Annotated in this window: 16 protein-coding genes; 8 read left to right on the plus strand and 8 right to left on the minus strand. The window is 54.7% G+C overall.

Annotated elements, in window-relative coordinates; translation table 11 throughout:
- The first annotated feature begins 35 nt into the window (after positions 1–35).
- The 7 genes from ACR0CW_RS17680 to ACR0CW_RS17710 all read left to right on the plus strand — a co-directional run bounded on the left by ACR0CW_RS17680 (position 36) and on the right by ACR0CW_RS17710 (position 8,255).
- Positions 36–1,181 carry a M24 family metallopeptidase gene (locus tag ACR0CW_RS17680; RefSeq protein ID WP_480788816.1) on the plus strand — a complete coding sequence of 382 codons (1,146 nt, stop codon included), beginning with the start codon at positions 36–38 and terminating at the stop codon, positions 1,179–1,181.
- Positions 1,178–1,885 (plus strand): maleate cis-trans isomerase family protein, encoded by a 708-nt coding sequence (locus ACR0CW_RS17685; protein ID WP_480788797.1) that lies wholly within the window; start codon positions 1,178–1,180, stop codon positions 1,883–1,885. The genes ACR0CW_RS17680 and ACR0CW_RS17685 overlap by 4 nt, the downstream gene beginning before the upstream one ends.
- 138 nt (positions 1,886–2,023) lie before the next feature.
- Positions 2,024–3,124, plus strand: a complete 1,101-nt coding sequence (locus ACR0CW_RS17690; protein WP_170336086.1) for an ABC transporter ATP-binding protein — start codon at positions 2,024–2,026, stop codon at positions 3,122–3,124.
- Positions 3,125–3,212: 88 nt separating this feature from the next.
- On the plus strand, positions 3,213–4,304 hold the full coding sequence (locus ACR0CW_RS17695) for an extracellular solute-binding protein (protein ID WP_155147750.1): 1,092 nt from the start codon (positions 3,213–3,215) through the stop codon (positions 4,302–4,304).
- 74 nt (positions 4,305–4,378) lie between these two features.
- On the plus strand, positions 4,379–5,653 hold the full coding sequence (locus ACR0CW_RS17700; protein ID WP_170336088.1) for an ABC transporter permease: 1,275 nt from the start codon (positions 4,379–4,381) through the stop codon (positions 5,651–5,653).
- 5 nt (positions 5,654–5,658) lie between these two features.
- Positions 5,659–6,870: an ABC transporter permease gene (locus ACR0CW_RS17705; RefSeq protein ID WP_155147754.1), complete on the plus strand. Its 1,212-nt coding sequence runs from the start codon at positions 5,659–5,661 to the stop codon at positions 6,868–6,870.
- 164 nt (positions 6,871–7,034) lie between these two features.
- Positions 7,035–8,255 (plus strand): aminopeptidase P family protein, encoded by a 1,221-nt coding sequence (locus tag ACR0CW_RS17710; protein WP_480788798.1) that lies wholly within the window; start codon positions 7,035–7,037, stop codon positions 8,253–8,255.
- 150 nt (positions 8,256–8,405) lie between these two features.
- On the opposite strand, the gene speB is transcribed toward ACR0CW_RS17710, so the two are convergent.
- The 4 genes from speB to ACR0CW_RS17730 form a co-directional block, all read right to left on the minus strand.
- On the minus strand, positions 8,406–9,371 hold the full coding sequence (gene speB / locus ACR0CW_RS17715) for an agmatinase (RefSeq protein WP_480788799.1): 966 nt from the start codon (positions 9,369–9,371) through the stop codon (positions 8,406–8,408).
- 21 nt (positions 9,372–9,392) lie between these two features.
- On the minus strand, positions 9,393–10,673 hold the full coding sequence (locus ACR0CW_RS17720; protein WP_155147761.1) for a TRAP transporter large permease: 1,281 nt from the start codon (positions 10,671–10,673) through the stop codon (positions 9,393–9,395).
- Positions 10,670–11,275, minus strand: a complete 606-nt coding sequence (locus ACR0CW_RS17725; RefSeq protein ID WP_480788800.1) for a TRAP transporter small permease — start codon at positions 11,273–11,275, stop codon at positions 10,670–10,672. The genes ACR0CW_RS17720 and ACR0CW_RS17725 overlap by 4 nt, the downstream gene beginning before the upstream one ends.
- 68 nt (positions 11,276–11,343) lie before the next feature.
- The gene (locus tag ACR0CW_RS17730; RefSeq protein ID WP_480788801.1) at positions 11,344–12,426 is read right to left on the minus strand and encodes a TRAP transporter substrate-binding protein; all 1,083 of its coding nucleotides are present in this window, start codon (positions 12,424–12,426) and stop codon (positions 11,344–11,346) included.
- Between the two features lie 69 nt (positions 12,427–12,495).
- Between ACR0CW_RS17730 and ACR0CW_RS17735 the strand changes: the two genes are divergently transcribed.
- On the plus strand, positions 12,496–13,395 hold the full coding sequence (locus ACR0CW_RS17735; protein WP_170336098.1) for a LysR family transcriptional regulator: 900 nt from the start codon (positions 12,496–12,498) through the stop codon (positions 13,393–13,395).
- A gap of 568 nt (positions 13,396–13,963) precedes the next feature.
- Here the strand turns inward: ACR0CW_RS17735 and ACR0CW_RS17740 are convergent.
- From ACR0CW_RS17740 to ACR0CW_RS17755, 4 genes are all read right to left on the minus strand, one after another.
- The gene (locus ACR0CW_RS17740) at positions 13,964–15,580 is read right to left on the minus strand and encodes an ABC transporter substrate-binding protein (protein ID WP_480788817.1); all 1,617 of its coding nucleotides are present in this window, start codon (positions 15,578–15,580) and stop codon (positions 13,964–13,966) included.
- A 220-nt stretch (positions 15,581–15,800) separates the two neighbouring features.
- Positions 15,801–16,454 carry a YfdX family protein gene (locus tag ACR0CW_RS17745; protein ID WP_480788802.1) on the minus strand — a complete coding sequence of 218 codons (654 nt, stop codon included), beginning with the start codon at positions 16,452–16,454 and terminating at the stop codon, positions 15,801–15,803.
- 85 nt (positions 16,455–16,539) lie between these two features.
- Complete coding sequence (locus tag ACR0CW_RS17750; protein ID WP_480788803.1) at positions 16,540–17,901, minus strand: sensor histidine kinase; 1,362 nt, start codon at positions 17,899–17,901, stop codon at positions 16,540–16,542.
- On the minus strand, positions 17,888–18,565 hold the full coding sequence (locus tag ACR0CW_RS17755) for a response regulator transcription factor (protein ID WP_170336104.1): 678 nt from the start codon (positions 18,563–18,565) through the stop codon (positions 17,888–17,890). Before ACR0CW_RS17755 ends, ACR0CW_RS17750 begins: the two co-directional genes overlap by 14 nt.
- Positions 18,566–18,699: the final 134 nt, after the last annotated feature.

Consider the following 18,699-nt stretch of genomic DNA (forward strand, 5'->3'; position numbering starts at 1 on the left):
TGGGTCAGGCAGTCGACGGGATGGAGTTCATCAAAATGAGAGGATTTGAACAGGCCGAGTTCGAGGCCCGGACTAAGCGTGCTCAAAAGGTGATGGAGCAGAAGGGCCTCTCGGCACTATTGCTGACAACTGAGACGGATGTGCGTTACTTTACCGGGTATCTGACGCGGTTCTGGGAAAGCCCGACGCGCCCTTGGTTTCTTGTACTGCCCGCGAGCGGCAAGCCGGTAGCAGTGATCCCCTCAATCGGTGCAGCGCTCATGGGGCAGACATGGGTTGATGACATCAGAACATGGAGCGCACCTGATCTGGAGGATGATGGCGTTTCATTGCTGGTTGAAACACTGATTGAGTTGACACCGGCAGATGGTCAAATCGGGATACCAGACGGCCACGAAACGCACGCGCGGATACCGCTGGCGGACCTCGACCGTGTGCGTGGAAACATTGGTCAGCGGCAAATTGCAGGTGACCATGGCATCCTGCGGCAGCTTCGAATGGTCAAATCCCCCGCTGAAATTGCCAAGATCGAAACCGCCTGTGACATTGCAGGTCGCGCATTTGCACGTGTCCCGGAAATTGCCTCTTCCGGTGTGCCGCTGGATGAGGTGTTTCGCGGGTTTCAGATCCTCTGTCTCGAAGAAGGAGCTGATTGGGTGCCTTATCTGGCAGGAGGAGCAGAGCGTGGCGGGTATTCGGATGTAATCTCGCCCGCACGACCGGTGCCATTGTCCAATGGCGACGTGCTAATGCTGGACACAGGCCTCGTCTGGGATGGGTACTTCAGTGACTTTGATCGCAACTGGTCGATAGGACCCGCGACCACCGAAGTCCGATCCGCACATGCCCGCTTGATCGAAGCTTCGGACGCTGCATTTGAAATCGCAAGGCCCGGGACCACTGCCGCCGATCTGTTTCACGCTATGAATGATGTGTTGACCCGTGATGCAGAAGGGACGGATGCGGGGCGGCTGGGTCACGGTTTGGGTATGTCGCTGACTGAATGGCCGTCGCTTATCCCAACAGATCACACAGTGCTGGAGCCGGGTATGGTCCTTACGCTAGAGCCGGGCATCGCTGTGGGTGACAAAATACTTGTCCACGAAGAGAACATCGTCATCACTGACAGTGCACCAAGATATATCAGCCCCCGCATAGGCCCCGAGTTGATCGAACTATGACACATATTCCTTACACCTTGGATGCAGACGATCCGAATGCGTCACCTCTGGGCCTGATTGTGCTTCAGACTGATGAAACTCTTGAGCCAGAATTCAGTGCCTATTTCTCGGATCGGAAGTATCCAATCCACGTGTCCCGCATTCCAAGTGGTATTGAGGTGACAACGGATAGCCTGGCTGAAATGGAAACAGCACTGCCGGCTGCTGCCAGTCTTTTGCCGAATGCGCGACCTTATCGGGTTGTCGGATATGGATGTACCTCGGCCAGCTCGGTCATTGGGTCCGAACGTGTGGCGGAACTGGTTAAGCAAACCTGCAATACTGCTGAGGTCACCAATCCCCTGCGTGCGGCTGCGGCTTGCGCCGCAGATCTTGGGGTTTCAAAGTTTGCGTTGCTCTCGCCCTACATAGAAGAGGTCAACATACCGTTGCGCCGGGCGTTCGCCGAGCGCGGAATGTCGACTGATGTTTTCGGAACCTTTGGCGAGGCCGAAGAGGCAAAAGTGGTACGCATATCCAACCAATCGGTGGTCGACGCCGCCGTAAAATTGGGCTCCGATTCTTCGGTCGAAGCAGTATTTCTAAGCTGTACGAACCTCAGAACCTTGTCGGCCATCCCTGAAATCCAGAAAAGGATCGGAAAGCCGGTTCTTTCAAGTAATCAAAGTCTCGCTTGGCATATGAAGCGCTTGAATGCAGCTTAATGAATTATCAAAACGATATCTCAATTATCAAAAATTGCATTCAAGGTTGCAATGACGCACCTGCTTGGTCTTAACTGAGTCGACAGATCAGTGAAATCCGACGCTGTTGGATAATCATTTGACGAGACAGGGGGTCTTGTGACCGAAACAAGTAACGACGCCGCGTTTGTCGAATTTCAACGCGTTCAAAAGTCTTATGATGGCGAAAATCTCGTCGTTAAAGATTTAAATCTGGCTATGCCCAAGGGTGAGTTTCTGACGATGCTCGGGCCATCAGGGTCCGGGAAAACCACCTGCCTTATGATGCTTGCCGGGTTTGAAACAGCCACCCATGGTGAAATCCTGTTGGATGGGCGGCCCATCAACAATATTCCGCCCCACAAGCGCGGCATCGGCATGGTGTTTCAAAACTACGCCCTGTTCCCGCACATGACTGTGGCCGAAAACCTTTCGTTCCCACTGGAAGTCCGCAAGATGGGCAAGTCCGAACGTGAGGAAAAGGTAAAGCGCGCTCTGGATATGGTGCAGATGGGTGCCTTTGGCAGCCGCCGTCCCGCTCAGTTGTCAGGTGGACAGCAACAGCGGATCGCACTGGCACGCGCCCTTGTTTTCGAACCCGAGCTGGTTTTGATGGACGAACCACTGGGCGCTCTGGACAAGCAGCTGCGTGAACACATGCAGTTCGAAATCACCCGTCTTGCGCATGAGCTTGGAATCACGACCGTTTACGTCACTCACGACCAGACCGAAGCCCTAACCATGTCGGATCGTGTGGCGGTTTTCGATGACGGCCGCATCCAGCAGCTTGCCCCGCCCGATCAGCTCTATGAAGAACCCGAGAACAGCTTTGTTGCGCAGTTCATCGGTGAGAACAACACGCTGGAAGGCGTGGTGAAATCGATCGACGGTGATACCTGCCTTGTTCAACTGGATGATGGCTCGGAAATTGATGCGGTTCCGATCAATGTGCACCAGCCGGGCGAGCGCACCAAAGTGTCGATCCGGCCTGAGCGTGTTGAATTCAACAAAGACCGACTGCACGCCGATGCGCACACGCTCAAGGCGATAGTGAAAGAGTTCATCTATATGGGCGATGTGTTCCGCTTCCGCATGTCGGTCGCTGGGAATGACGAGTTCATCGTCAAGACACGGAATGCCCCGGATGCTGTAAAACTGAAACCCGGCGAAGAGATAGAGATCGGGTGGCTGCCTCAGGATTGTCGTGCGCTGGACGCATAGACCAGCCGGGTCAGGCAGAGGGACAGGCTGACGAAAACCCGTGCGTCAGCCTACAATAATACAAACGGGAATAACTGGGAGATACTTTATGAAACCAACAAAGATCTTGCTTTCTGCAGCCGCAATTGCGACGGCCGCAGGCACCGTTTCCGCAGAAGAGATGACGATCGTCTCGTGGGGCGGCGCCTATTCGAAATCTCAGCTAAAGGCTTACCACGAGCCCTATTCGGAAAAGACCGGCGTCACAATTCTTAACGATGACAGCTCGGCCGAAGCGGTGGCAAAACTGCGCGCGATGAACGAAGCGGGCAACATCACATGGGATGTGGTTGATGTTGTGGCTGCAGATGCGATCCGTCTGTGTGACGAAGGCCTGGCGATGGAAATCGACCCGGATACACAACTGGCGGCAGCACCTGACGGAACACCTGCATCGGAAGATTTTGGTGACCTGTTGGTCAGCGAGTGCTTTATCCCGCAGATCGTGTATTCGACGACCTTTGGCTATCGTACAGATTTGGTGGGCGACAATCCTCCGACCGACATTTGTGCGGTATTCGATCTCGAAGCGTATCCCGGCAAACGTTCGCTGGAAAAGCGCCCGATCAACAACATGGAATGGGCTCTGCTCTGTGACGGCGTGGCCAAAGAAGACGTTTATGACGTTCTGGCAACTGCCGAAGGTCAGGATCAGGCTCTTGCCAAGCTCGACACCATCAAGGACAGCGTTGTCTGGTGGTCCGCCGGTGCTGACACACCGCAGCTTTTGGCTGATGGCGAAGTCGTCATGGGCTCGACCTATAACGGTCGTCTGTTCAGCGTGATCGAAGAGCAGAAGCAGCCGGTTGCAATGCTTTGGGACGCTCAGGTATTTGACCTTGATGGCTGGATCATCCCGGCCGGTCTGAGCGATGAGCGCAAGCAGCGCGCGCTGGACTACATCATGTTCGCCACCGACACTCAGCGTCTGGCAGATCAGGCCAAGTACATCTCGTACGGTCCTGCACGGGCATCGTCTGCACCGCTGGTTGGTCAGCACGCCGAACTGGGTATCGACATGGCACCACATATGCCGACCGATCCGGAAAACGCAAAGAACACGTTCCTCTACAACTACGAGTTCTGGGCTGACTATCGTGATGACATCGACGCCAAATTCCAGGCGTGGCTGGCACAATAATCGCTGAATGCGTTGAAAGATTAGTCAGGTGGCGGTGCGCCGCCGCCTGACCCAAGCAGAACCAAGAGGCACGAATGACTGACGCAAGCCAACCCGCCGGACCCATGCTGGCAGCGGACGGAACGCCGCTCAAGCAATCGCTCGCGCGTTCGTTGCGGCGTCAGAAACTCCGGGCGCTTTTACTTGTCGCGCCACTGCTCCTGTTCGTGCTGTTTTCGTTTCTTGTCCCCATAGCCTCTATGCTGTTCCGCTCGGTCGAGAACAGCATCGTTTCGGATACGATCCCGTTAACGGTCGAGGCACTGAATAATTGGGATGAGACAAGTGGCGAGCTACCGGGCGAAGACGTTTATGATGCGTTCGTCCGTGATATGGTCATTGCGATCGACAACAAACAACACACCCGGTTGGGAACGCGTCTGAACTACGAAGAAACGGGCATGTCTTCGATGTTCCGCAAATCCGGTCGGAAGCTCAAGCGTCTGGATCCCGAAACCGACGGACCGTTCAAAGAACAGCTGATCGAAATTCACGAAGGCTGGGGTGATCCACAGACATGGCGTGTGATCAAGACCCACGCGGTGCCAATTACCAATGGTTACTTCCTGAATGCTGTCGATATGCGACGCACTCCCGAAGGGGCGCAGGCGCAACCGGAAGACAAGCAGATTCTGATCAAGCTTTTTGGCCGTACGCTGTTCATGTCACTGGTGATTACCGGTGCATGTATCCTGTTGGCCTATCCGATCAGCTACCTGCTGGCGACATTGCCTATGCGGGTTTCGAACCTGCTGATGATCCTCGTATTATTGCCATTCTGGACATCCCTTCTGGTGCGAACCTCAGCCTGGAAGGTCATGCTGCAGCAACAAGGTGTAATCAACGACACGCTTGTTTGGCTCGGGCTGGTTGCGGACGATTCACGTCTGATCATCATCAACAACCAGATCGGTACGATTGTTGCGATGACGCATATCCTGCTGCCATTCATGATCCTGCCGATGTATTCGGTGATGCAGACGATCCCGCCATCCTACACCCGTGCCGCCAAGTCGATGGGGGCCACGAACTGGACCACCTTCTGGCGCATCTACTTCCCGCAATCCATTCCGGGTATCGGAGCGGGTTCGATCCTCGTGTTCATTCTGGCGATTGGTTACTACATCACGCCCGAGATTGTCGGCGGAACCAAGGGTGTCTTCATCTCGAACCGGATCGCCTACCACATCTCGTCCTCGCTGAACTGGGGACTTGCCGCGGCCTTGGGAACAATCCTGCTGGGTGTCGTGCTGCTGCTCTATTGGGTCTACGACAAGATCGTCGGCATTGATAACGTGAAGCTGGGATAAGAATAATGGCCGCACTTACACCGATATCCCGCAAACCTCTGTCAATGGTCCTGCCCAGCGTTGCGCTTGCTGGCGCTTTCGCTGGAATTTTTGTCGGCGCTGGTAATGGCTCGATTCTTCTAGGAATGTTAGGCGGAGCGATCCTGATCGCAGGGTTGGCTTGGATCTACATTACGCTGCTAAAAAACGAAAAGCTGGCGCGATGGATCAATATCCTTGGCTTCGGGATCGTTGGCTTTCTGGTTTCCGGTCCGATGGGGGGTGTACTCGGCCTACTGGGCGGGTGGTTCTTCATCTGGTTCATCTATTGGCTGTACGAAGGCCGGTATCGCCGCAAACTGTTGCCCTACCTGACGCCAAAACAGGTGTTCTACCACTACCTGTTCAGAGTGATCTGTGGTGCGATCTTTGTCTTCCTGATCACACCAATTCTGGTGGTTCTGCCGCTGTCCTTTAACGCTCAGGACTTCTTTACGTTCACGCCGGAAATGTTGCGGCTGGACCCTGAAGGGTATTCGCTGAAGCACTACCGCGATTTCTTTACCAACAATGAATGGCAGCGCAGTTTCAAGAACTCGCTGATCATCGCACCGATTGCGACGATCATTTCAGTCTCTCTGGGTACGCTGGCGGCCATCGGCCTCAGCCAGAGCCACGTTCCCGGACGCCGCGCCATTATGGGTATCCTGATTTCGCCCATGATTGTCCCGCTGATTATCTCAGCCACCGGCATGTTCTTTTTCTACAGTGATATCGGCCGCTTCATGGAAGGTACGCTGGGCATGAACAAGAACCTTGTGGGTTACATCAAAGTTATCCTCGCGCATGCGGTTCTGGGTATTCCGTTTGTTATCATCACTGTAACCGCGACCCTGGTGGGTTTCGACCGTTCCCTGACTCGCGCCGCTGCCAATATGGGCGCTGGTCCTGTCCGGACGTTCTTTTCAATCCAGATGCCGCTGATCCTGCCCGGCGTAATCTCGGGTGGCCTGTTCGCCTTCATCACTTCGTTCGATGAGGTGGTCGTTGTGCTGTTTGTCGGGTCTGCCAGCCAGAAAACCCTGCCTTGGCAGATGTTCACCGGCCTGCGGGAGCAGATCAGCCCGACCATTCTGGCGGTTGCGACGATCCTCGTGGTGATCTCGATCGCGTTGCTTACCACGGTTGAACTGCTGCGTCGTCGTTCTGAACGTCTTCGCGGGCTTTCTCCGGCTTGACGTAAAAAAGCAGGTCATTTAACGATTCACCCGTTCAACCCCTGCTGCGATGGCGTCGTGGCACTTAAGGGGTTGATCGGCTCTCGGACCCCGAGACCGCCTGTCCTGAACGCCGGGACATGTGGCCGGGCTTTGCACGTCCGGCAAAGATGAGAGACCTGACTATGACCGACTTAACAAATCGCCCAGAGTTCTTTACTTGTCACAATGGTGACAAAGCACCCCTGCCGTTCAGCAAGGGCGAATATGAACGCCGCTTGGGCAAGCTGCGCTCGATCATGGCAGCCCGCGATGTTTCCGCAGTGCTGCTGACTTCGATGCACAACATCGCCTACTACTCCGGCTTTCTTTACTGTGCCTTCGGCCGTCCCTATGGCTGCGTCGTAACGCAGGATAGCTGCACCACCGTGTCCGCCAATATCGACGCGGGACAGCCCTGGCGGCGTTCTGTCGAAGAAAACGTTATCTACACTGACTGGAAACGCGACAATTACTGGCGCGCTGTTGCAAGTCTGATTGGTAACGCGAAACGCGTCGGTATCGAGAGTGACCACATGACCTTGGCCGCGCGCGATACCGCGCTGAACATGCTGGGCGCGCCCGAGCTTGTCGACATTGCGCCCGATACCATGGCAGCACGTATGGTGAAGTCCGCAGAAGAAATCGAGTTGATCAAGGGTGGTGCACGGACTGCCGACGTAGGTGGCGCCGCCATTCATGCGGCGATCCGAGAAGGTGCAACCGAGATTGAGATCGCAATGGCAGGCCGCGATGCGATGGAGGCCGAGATTGCCCGCGCTTATCCAGATGCTGAATACCGTGACACCTGGGTTTGGTTCCAGTCAGGTCTCAACACAGACGGCGCCCATAACCCGGTGACAAAACGCGCGCTGCAGAAGGGCGATATTCTTTCGCTGAACACTTTCCCGATGATTTCGGGATACTACACAGCGCTTGAGCGGACCCTGTTTCTGGGTGAACCGGACGCTGAAAGCCTGCGCTTGTGGAAGGCCAACGTCGCAGCTCATGAACTGGGTCTGAGCCTGATTAAACCGGGCGCGACCTGTTCCGGCATCACTGCTGAGATCAACCGGTTCTTTGCTGACGAAGGCTTACTGCAATACCGTTCCTTCGGCTACGGCCATTCCTTCGGTATTCTCAGCCACTATTACGGACGCGAGGCAGGGCTGGAATTGCGTGAGGACATCGACACCGTTCTCGAACCGGGCATGGTGGTTTCAATTGAGCCCATGTTGTGGATTCCCGAAGGGCAGCCCGGCGCAGGTGGTTATCGTGAACACGATATTCTTGTTGTTGGTGAAGATGGTGCAGAAAACATCACGGGCTTCCCATATGGCCCGGGTCACAACATTATCGGCGCCTGATCGGATGCGTGGAGCCACTTGCTCCACGCTTGCCAAAGGATATCGACATATCAGATCCTAAGCGCTTCAAACGACGTATTCCGGCACTCAGATCAAACTGACTGCCGGAATACTGAAGCATTCAAATGCAGAATGCTCTGGGGAGGGAACTTACTTCCGATTGTGGAAGATGAAGCCGATGAAGTTCAGCAACAGTTGCGCCGCAAGAATCTGGGTGCTTTCAGATGGGTCATAAGCTGGGGCAACCTCTACCAGATCGATGCCAACAACATCGCCACGTTTACTCAGACCCTGCAGAATCTCCAACACGTCATAATACTGAAAACCACCATGGCTGGGTGTGCCAGTCCCGGGCGCAATTGATGGGCAGAATGCGTCAATATCGATGGTGACATAATAGCGTACACCTTCGGGAATACGATCCAAAACTCCCTGAGTTCCCAGTTTGCGTACCTGTCGGACCGACAGAATATCCGAGCCGCGGGCGCGGGCATCGTCATAACCCTCTTTCGCGGTCGAGGATACGTTGCGGATGCCCAGCTGGGTCATGCCGGACACGTAATCCTTCTCAATCGCGCGGCGCATAGGATTTCCGTGGCCGACGGTCACTCCATGACGTTCGTCGACAAAGTCCAGATGCGCGTCGATCTGGATGACGTGGATTGGGCCCTTCTCGGCGCAGTCTTCCGCATAGGCGTTGATGCAGGGAATGTTGACCGAGTGATCGCCGCCGATTGTGACGGGGATTGCACCCGCATCGAGGATTTTCTTGACGCCGTATTCGATGTTGGCGTGGCTCTCTTCGGTTTTGGTGTGGATGATATCCGCGTCGCCCAGATCGACGATGCGAACGTCGCCGCCCAGATACGTTGCGTCGTCCTCGTGATCATACGCCCCGGCATGACCGAAGCTGAACAGGGTCGATGCCTCGCGGACCGAACGCGGACCAAAACGCGCGCCCGAACGGAACTGGCAGCCGAAATCAAATGGCGCACCGAGGATCGCCACATCCGCGTCGATCTCGTCCCAGTTCTCGACGTAAGGTTTCTTGCCAAAGGTCGAGATGCCGACAAAGGGCAGATTCAGACGACCAGCTTCATAACCATGTCCCGACATGTATTCTCCGTTTCTTATTGTTTAGCGATAAGCCAGTTCCGGCAGGAACAGGGCGATTTGAGGGAAGGCTACCAGCAACCCGGTCACAATCAAAAGAATGATCAGGAACGGGGGTACACCGCGTACCACTTCGACAAAGGGCCGGCGGAAGACAGCGATGGCAGTGAACAGGTTGCAGCCGAAGGGTGGTGTTGCCGCGCCGATGGCCACCTGCAATGTGATCAGGACACCGACCAATACCGGGTCCAGCCCGCTGGCTTTGATCATTGGCGCAAAGATCGGCACCAGGATCAGGATCACCACGATCGAGTCCACAAACATGCAGCCAACAAAGAAGGCGACGTTGATCGCAAGCAGCACCATCAGTGGGCTGGCCTGTTCAAGACCCAACGCGGCAATGATGGTTTGCGGCACCTGCGCAAAGCTCAGCGTCCAGCTGAACGCCGCACCGGCCGCGATCAGGATGAAGACAACCGAGGTGATGGCGCCGGTGGACAGCGCGATATCGAACAGATCTCCGATTTTGATCGAGCGGAAGATCACGACCTCAAGCACGACGGCATAGAGAACGCAGATCGCAGCGGCTTCGGTTGGAGAGAAGACACCGCCATAGATGCCGCCAACGATGATGGCCGGGAAGCCCATCGGCCAAAGTGCCTTGCGCAGAGCGGTAAAGCGCTGGCCCCAGCCTTCGCGCGGCAGCACAGGAATATCGTGGCGATAGGCGTAATACATGCAATAGGCCGAGAACAGCACCACAATCAGCAGGCCCGGCAGGATACCCGCAATGAACAGTTGCGAGATCGATGTGCCTGAGACCACGCCATAGATAATCATGCCGATCGAGGGCGGGATCAGGTAGGCGAGGTCGGCGGCGTTGACGATCAAACCAATCGAAAAACTGTCGCTATAGCCTGATTTCAGCATCCGAGGCCGCATAGCCCCACCGATGGCCACCACGGTCGCCTGTGTCGAACCACAAACCGCGCCGAACAGTGCGCAGGCTGATGTGACAGAAATTGCCAGCCCGCCCTTGATGTGGCCCATGAAGCTCATCACAAGGTCAATCAGCCGGTTGGCGGAATGACCCCGCGTGATGATATCGGCAGCGAGAATGAACATAGGCACCGCAATCAGCGCGGCCGGTTTCACACCCCCAATCATCTGTTGGATCAGGATCTGCATGTTCATGTTGGGGAAATAGACAAGGAACCCCAGCACCGCCGCCGAGATCAGCGGCATTTTCATTGGAAAACCTGCCAGCAGCAGGACGATCATCACGATAAGCATCAACTCGGTCATTTGTCTGCCTCCGTGGATTCTTCGTAGCGCTGAATTGCGGCTGCTGTTTCAGGGTCTTCATAGCTGTCGACTTCGAGGTAAGAGACGTAGACCTCTTCTTCGGCGAAATTCAGGTTGCGGATTGCCGTCAGCAGGTATTGAAAAGACGCGAGGGTCAGGCCAATCACCACCCAGACATATGTCAGATACAGCGGCATCTGCAGCGCCGGGGTAATCCGCCCGCGTGAGGCGACTTTTTGAACATATTCCAACGCGTACCAGGCCAGCACAGCCATCACTACGGCGGTGGTCGCGGCGATGATGACCATCAGGCCCTTGCGCAATTTGATCGGCAGTGCGTCATAGATCGCGGACATGCGGATGTGGATGCCCTTGCGGGTGGCATAGCCCAGCCCCATGAAAGTGACGATCACGATGAGGAATTCGTTCAGTTCCTCGGAAAAATAGATGGACTGGTTGAACACGTACCGGCCAAAGACATTGGCGATGGTGTTTACGGCCATCAGGATGATCCCCCAGCCCAGGATCCAGACTTCGATCCGTCCGATGACGGCGTCGATCTTTCCCAGAAAGCCGAAGGGAGTGGCAGTGCCGCTTTGCATGGTTTCCTCCCTTTTAAAACCCTCACGCGCCGTGCGCGTGAGGGAGTTTTACGTGAGTTGTGGGGATATCAGTTGCCCGCAAGCTCAGCTTGCAAAGCGTCCAGCAATTCCTGACCACGCGCGCCGACTGTATCGACATAAGCCGCCGAGGTGCCGGTGCTGCGCTCACGGAAGGCGTCACGCTCTTCTTCAGTCAGGACGACCAGGCCGATATCGGGCTTGGCTTCTTTAATGATGTCCAGACGCTGCTGGTTGAAGTCGGTGACAACGCCATCGATGAACCCGGTCATTTCGGCCATGGTGTCACGTACCAGTTGCTGGCGATCAGGGCTGAGGGTTTCGAACCAGTCCGAGCCGGCCACGACGGTGGTGACAAGCTCTTGCTCACCGGCCCAGATCAGGTGGCTGGTGACTTCGTAGAACTTCATTTCTTCGATGGTCGGGATTGGGTTTACCTGACCGTCGACAGCACCCAGTTGCAGCGCGCCGAACACTTCGCCAAATGGTAGCGGCGTCGGGCTGGCACCCATGTTCTTGTAGGTCTCCAGAAGGATTGGCGAGACCATCACGCGCATTTTGAAGTTGTCGAAATCTTCAGGCGTGCGAATTTCGCGGTTGGTGGTCCAGACCTGCGGGCCTTCGGAATACATGGTCATGACTTCCAGACCACGCTGGCGGAAGTCATCGTTCAGCGGACCATAGATGGTGTCCGAGCTGCTGAGGATGTTCGAAATCGCGGCCGGATCGGACGGCAGAAGGTAGGGCAGCAGGAAGACCTGGCTTTCCGGAACAATGGTACCCAGATTGCCGATGGAAACGTTGGTGAACTGAATGATGCCGTCGGCAGCCTGTTCAACGGTCTCCGTGGGCGTACCCAGTGTACCCATCGGGTAAACCGTTACGGTCACTTCGCCATTGGTGGCTGCTTCGATGCGCGATTTGAACTCTTGCGCATAGGCGTCCATGATCGAGCCCGGGATCTCCTCGATGGCGAATTTCCAGTCCTCGGCCATCACGCTGATCGGCGCGATGCTCAGCAGCGCAGCGGCGGCAGTTATCTTGATATTGGAGAAAGAGATTGTCACGCGAATGTCCTCCCATTTCGCTTTCATTGCCAATTCTGGAGAGAACCACACCACGGATTCTTTCATGAAAAAATATCATCTTGTAAATGTTCACATAAAGAAAAACTATGTTATGTGGTTAGGAGGAGCTGACCTTTGAAACTGCTGAGAAATACACTCCTTGAGACATTTGTGGCCGTGGTCGATTGCGGTGGATTTACCGATGCACAGTACGCACTGGGCATTACACAATCCGCCATCAGCATTCGAATCCGCGACCTCGAAGCGGCACTTGGATATCGTGTGTGCGAACGCGGGCGAGGGGGGTTCCGCCTCACGGAGCGGGGTGAGATCGCCTATGGCAAAGCCAGGGACATTCTGCGCAGCGCGCGTGATTTTGATGCCGAACTCCTTGAGCTTCGGGACGCCACAACCGGCGATTTGCGGATCGGGGTCGTCGACGCCGTCAACACCCTTGCCGACCTGAGCCTGGAAAAGGCCCTGAAGCGGTTTCTCGACCGGCCAAACGATGTACGCCTGGAGATTGTTGTTGCTTCACCGACGGAACTCACACAACAGCTGATAACCGGAAAACTGCATGTTGCAATTGCACCGTTTCGCAACCAAGTTGCTGATCTGACATACACCGAATTGTGCCAAGAAGAGCACCGGCTCTATTGCGGTCGCGACCATCCGTTGTTCGATTTGCCCAACGACAAAATCGATATCAACATCATCTCGGGTTATCATATTTGCCAGAGATCCTACAGCCACCTGGTATCGCCCGAGCTTCAATCCACAGACCCAAAGGCTGTCGTGGCGAATATGGAGGCCATGGCGACATTAATTGAGACCGGACACTACCTTGGGCCACTGCCGGTCCACTTCGTAGAAGCCAGAGCACAGAACGGAAAGCTCCGAGAACTTGCGCCGGACAGGTTGCACTGGACCTCCACATTCTACCTCGCAACCCGGCCGACAAACCTTCACAGACGAGCAGTTGAGCTTTTTGTTGAGGATGTGATCTGGGCTTGTGGAGCGGACGCTAAACGATAAAGCGTCAATATCGGGCGTCGGGCTCATTGATTTTCTAAGTCAGTAAATTGCGATTGCCATATGAGCGATTTCTGAAAGGAAGGCTTTCGGGCATCGTCTATAGCGGGCTTTCACACGCCCCAAATTCAGGGGCCCGTCAAGCATGATTTCGTCTAACCATCTTCAAACCGAAGGTGCCTTTGTCGTTTGGTCGCGTACCACGGTTATACAAGATCTTATGCAGGCCTCAGGGGTAGTGAACACCGTGAGGCGCACGGGGGACACGCGCGAACCAGCTCGGCAAGAGAGATCGATATTCCCTTCATGCCATTAGCCTCAACTGATCGATAATGCGCGCGTTCATATGCGACTTGAGATAGCCAACCAGATCGTTCTTCTCGGTATCTGGGATATTGATGACATGATTCATCTCGATCTCTAGTTAATTACTGCGCTCTGCGTCACATCCCCGGATATTCGCAGAGCGCGCCTTCCATGAGTGAGGGGACAACCTCAGGAAGTGTGTTGAAGAAGGCGCCCATCAGATCTGGTCTGAGCTGAACGCCTGAAATTGGCAGGGGTTAGAGGCTCAGGCCTTCCAGCCCCATTTGTAGTGATGATGTTCAAAGGCTGGGTGCATTCCGGTTTCAGCCAAGCCTTCGACCATGAAACGATAGAGTGAACGCCAGTACGGCTGAATGGTGACGCCTTCTTCCTGGATCAGTTCTTCCATCTTTTTCGCCACCACGCGGCGCTTGTCTGCATCCGCAATTGTCAACGCTTCAGCCAGCAGGGCGTCAAACTCGGGGTTTTCCCAACCAAACTCATTCCATGCCTCGCCTGATTTGTAGGCAAGCGCGTGAATCTGCACACCCAAGGGTCGATGGTTCCAATTGGTTGAACTGAACGGGTACTTGGTCCAGTCGTTCCAGAAGGTTGCCCCAGGCAGAACTGTCCGCTTTACCTTGATACCCGCATCCCGCAACTGAGCGGCCACGGCGTCAGTTGTGTTTCTGCGCCAGTCATCGTCGATCGAGAACAATTCGTGCTCGTAATCGCCCATTCCGGCCTCATCCATCAGTGCTTTCGCGGCCTTCGGATCATAGGGCATAGGTGGCAACGGGGCGAATTCGGGATGCAATGGGCCTACATGGTGGTTTTCGGCAGTTTCGCCGCGATTCCCGTAACCAAGTTCGAGCAGAACAGCGTTTTTAACCGCCATTTGAATTGCCTTGCGCACCCGCTTGTCAGCATAAGGTTTGCTACCATTTACCTCTGCTTGCTGGTTGGGACGGATGACAATGGTGCTCATGGTCAGCACTTCGGACTTTTCATAGCCGAGGCCATCCAGAACATCGATGAATTCTCCGACGGCCTCGTGAAGCATATCGACTTCGCCGGATTCCAGCGCTGCCAGCCAAGCAGCCGGATCGGTGCCATAGTCGATGTATTCGATCTTTTCCAAAGCTGGTTTGCCGAACACCTCGTCGCCCCACCATGGATGCGCATCATTGCGTATCAGTGTGCATTTAACGCCCACCTCAAATTCATCGATCAGATACGGACCGGTGCCTATGGCACCTTTGACGTCGTTTTCATCGAAGGATTCATGCACGATTGCAGCGGGATAGTCAGACATTCCCGCAATCAGAGAAATATCCGAATCCGGTAGTGTGAGCTTAACCGTATGATCGTCTACGACTTTGACCATGTCGGGGCTGGCTTTGTTCAGTGTCGGGTCAACCAGACTTGCAAAGCGACCGGCCATCGAGTTGGCTTCGACACTTCTGTCAGTCCATCCGCGAATATTCCGGGCGACATCCTGAGCCGTGAAATCGTCACCATTGTTCCACTTCACGCCCCTGCGGACATGTAGAGTGTATTCGGTGGCGTCATCATTAACCTCCCAGCCTTCTAGCAGCATGGGCGTCAACGAACCATCAGGGTTGTATTGCACCAGATATTCAAGGGTGCCGCGGGTTTCGTTGCCCATTTCGGACCAGTCATAGGTACGCGGGTCCTTCAAAGCGCGCACGCTCATCTGAACGCGCACAACGCCGCCATCCTTTTTGATGACATCCGCACTTGCCGGTGCCGGCACACCAATCAAACTGTAAGCAGCCGCAGCGCTAACCCCGAGGCCAGTGGCACGAGTCAAGAATTCGCGACGGCTAAGCTTTCCCTGATGATATTCACTGGCGTGCATTTCGATCGCCCAGTGGATATCAGATTGTTTTTTAGTCTTACTTTCCAATTTTTCCTCCCTTGGTGGGTGTTTCAATGCGAGGATCAACACGGCAAAATAATTCGCCAAAGACGATCTTCGGTGCTGTCAGAACCTTCTCGTACCGGGGCTGACCGCCATCGAGTTGCCCTGCGTGAAATGGTGAGAACCACGCAGGGCACGTCTTCCGTGAGTGGTCAGTTCAACCCGGAAGTATGTCGGCCAGAGGATAACCTTGGGCAGGCAGATTGCCGGGCTTGAAGTCTTGGATCACCGTCGAGGTTTCCACCGCCTTAAGCGCCATATTGGCCTTATGAATCTGTCCTGCCTCGATATCGGTCAGTGCCTGTTCCAGATGTGTTGCAGTGGCGCCGACAGGCAACATTACGACTGCGACATCCAATTCGACGCCAGCCTTCGACATGACCTTGATCGCTTCATCCACGCGACCCTCCTGAATCATGACCCCAGCTTGGGTTATGCTAGCGCCATGCTGATCCGTAGGCTCAAACCCATCGGAGAACTTTAACCCGCTGTCGACGGGCAGGGCGTAACCCTTGCCATCACTCAGATGCACCGAGAATTTTGCCGCATGCTCGTCGATAGCGCCTCGTGAGGTGGACACGATCTCTTTGGCCTGATCAAGATTGCCATCAAACAAGGCCAGACGCGCAGCCCGCACACCGTCCAGAATGAGCTTGCCGATAGCAGGAATGCGGATGTGTTGTGTTTCAACCTCTCCAGCAGTTTCCGTTTCGCTGGTCACATCCGTGTCAGCAAACGCTATCTGCGATAAACTTGTCGTGGCGAGGGCGAGGGCAACAATGGTGGCCACAGATTTCGTATTCGCTTTCATGCTCATCTCCTGATCTTCTGCAACATGGTTTGCCGCGATTGACCGGAAACTAGTTTGCGAACTTCACCTGAGCTTGCGTCGAAGTTTAAATTTTTTTGAATTCTCTAAACATGATCGAAACACACAGGCCCGGTTTGGCATCTGACAGCGTCAGCGTTGCGCCATGACGGTCGACAACTGCTCGCACCAAAGTCAGCCCAAGCCCGCTTCCGGGCGTGGTGCGGGCCGCATCCATCCGGACGAACGGTTGCAGCGCACGGTCCATGTCGTCCTCCGGAATTCCGGGGCCTGTGTCACGAACGACCAGTGTCGCACCGTGTTCAGTGGCGCTGATCTCAACATTAATCTCCGCGCCGCTTCCAGCATGGTTTGATGCGTTCATCACTAGGTTAACCAGAGCCTGCTTTATCATCGGAGCGTCAGCTTTGATCTGAACATCTTGCGATTTTACCACTAGGGTCTGATTGCTTTCTTCAGTCATCGGACGAACAAATTCTGCTACCTCTTCAACCAGGGGCCGAAGTGGGATCAATTGCAATCGCGATTGATCACGGTCAGCTTCGACCCGCGCGATTCGAAGCATGGTGTCGAAAATCGTACCCAGGGCCTCGGCTTCTGCGAGAGCTGCATCGATCTTGGGTACAGGGTCAGTCTGCTGGTCCACCGCATCTGCGATCTCGTGCAACGCAATTTGCAGATGTGAAAGTGGAGTTTTCAGATCATGCGCGATTGCAGAAGCGGTTGATTTCATTCCGGTAACCAAAAGCGTCAATCGATCGAGATTCTGGTTCACTCGCGTTGCAATACGGTCAAACTGATCGTCACGATTATAAACGGGCAATCTGACATCTAGGTCACCATCCGAAACCCGTGAAAGCGCTGAGTTCATCTCTTGCAATCGGGTCATTGAGAAACGGCTTGCCCAAAGTCCCAAGGCCAGTATTGCGATGGTGTTTATCAGCCCAAACACCACTAACCCCCCCACAAGCCTCATGACAGCAAGTTGAATTGGCTCTCTGCTACGCCCAATAACCAATGTCATGTCATCAAGCTTGTGAACGCTCAAATGGTAATCGCCGACCACGCGACCGTTAGTCAATGTATCCAGATCCTGCCGTGCTACCCCGACAAAATCCGGGGCCAAGGCAAATGGACCTGTTAGGGTCACATTGTTCGCGTCCAGCAAAGACACAACGCGATTGGATGGCTCAGAAAGGCGATCCATCTGATGCAGAGTGTCTACCAGGCCGGATTGCCCCTCGGCCTCATAAATATCACCTAGCAAAAGGCTTTCGCCTTCGCTTTGGGCATTGATTTCGCTGACCAGCGTATTCTCCACGATCCGTACCAATGCCCAACCGCAGATCGTGAATATTACCAGAAAGAAAAACAGTGCCCTTAGTGTCGCTTTGAACGGCTGGCCGCTGATCAACTCACCGAGGCGCACGGATCGTATATCCCATGTTACGTACCGTGTGTATCAGCGCGGTTTTGAACGGTTTATCCACTTTGTGTCGCAGTTTGCTGATGTGCGTTTCAACAATTGTGGTGCCGGGGTCAAAAGTGAAATCCCACACTTTCTCCAAGATCATTGTGCGACTGACAACTCTGCCCGGATGCTCCATCAGGTGCTGCAGCAGAGCAAACTCCTTATTCAAAAGCTCAATCACCTGGCCCTGCCTGGTTGCTGTTCGAGTCAAGAGATCCAGACTCAGGTCATGAACCTCTAGAATGGTCTCCTGAGCGGTCTGGCCCGGGCGCCGGGAAAGAGCAGTAATCCGGGCAAGCAACTCTGAAAAGTGAAACGGCTTGACCATATAGTCATCACCGCCAGCCAGCAGCCCTTCGACCCGGTCATCCACATCCGAGAGAGCAGTCAGAAAGATGATTGGCAGATCGCTTTTCGATGCGCGTAGTGCCTTTACAACTGACAACCCATCCATGCCAGGCAGCATCCGATCAACAATCGCAATGTCTACGCTATTGTAGAGGCAATAGGTCAGAGCCTCTCGACCATCTTCTACCCAGTCAACAACATATCCGTGTTCGGTCAGGCCTTTGCGGATATAGTCAGCCGATTTCACATCGTCTTCTGCCAAAAGAACTTTCATACCCCGTTGATACGTCAAATGCGCCTGCTCGAAAAGCGATCGCATGGTTGGGTTCTGATGAGCTGGTTGCGACAAGACGGCCCGTCTTGCCGCGCAACTTTCTTGTGCAAAAACCTAGGGCACGATGTAACGGT

The sequence above is a fragment of the Ruegeria sp. CH6 genome, from assembly GCF_056537005.1.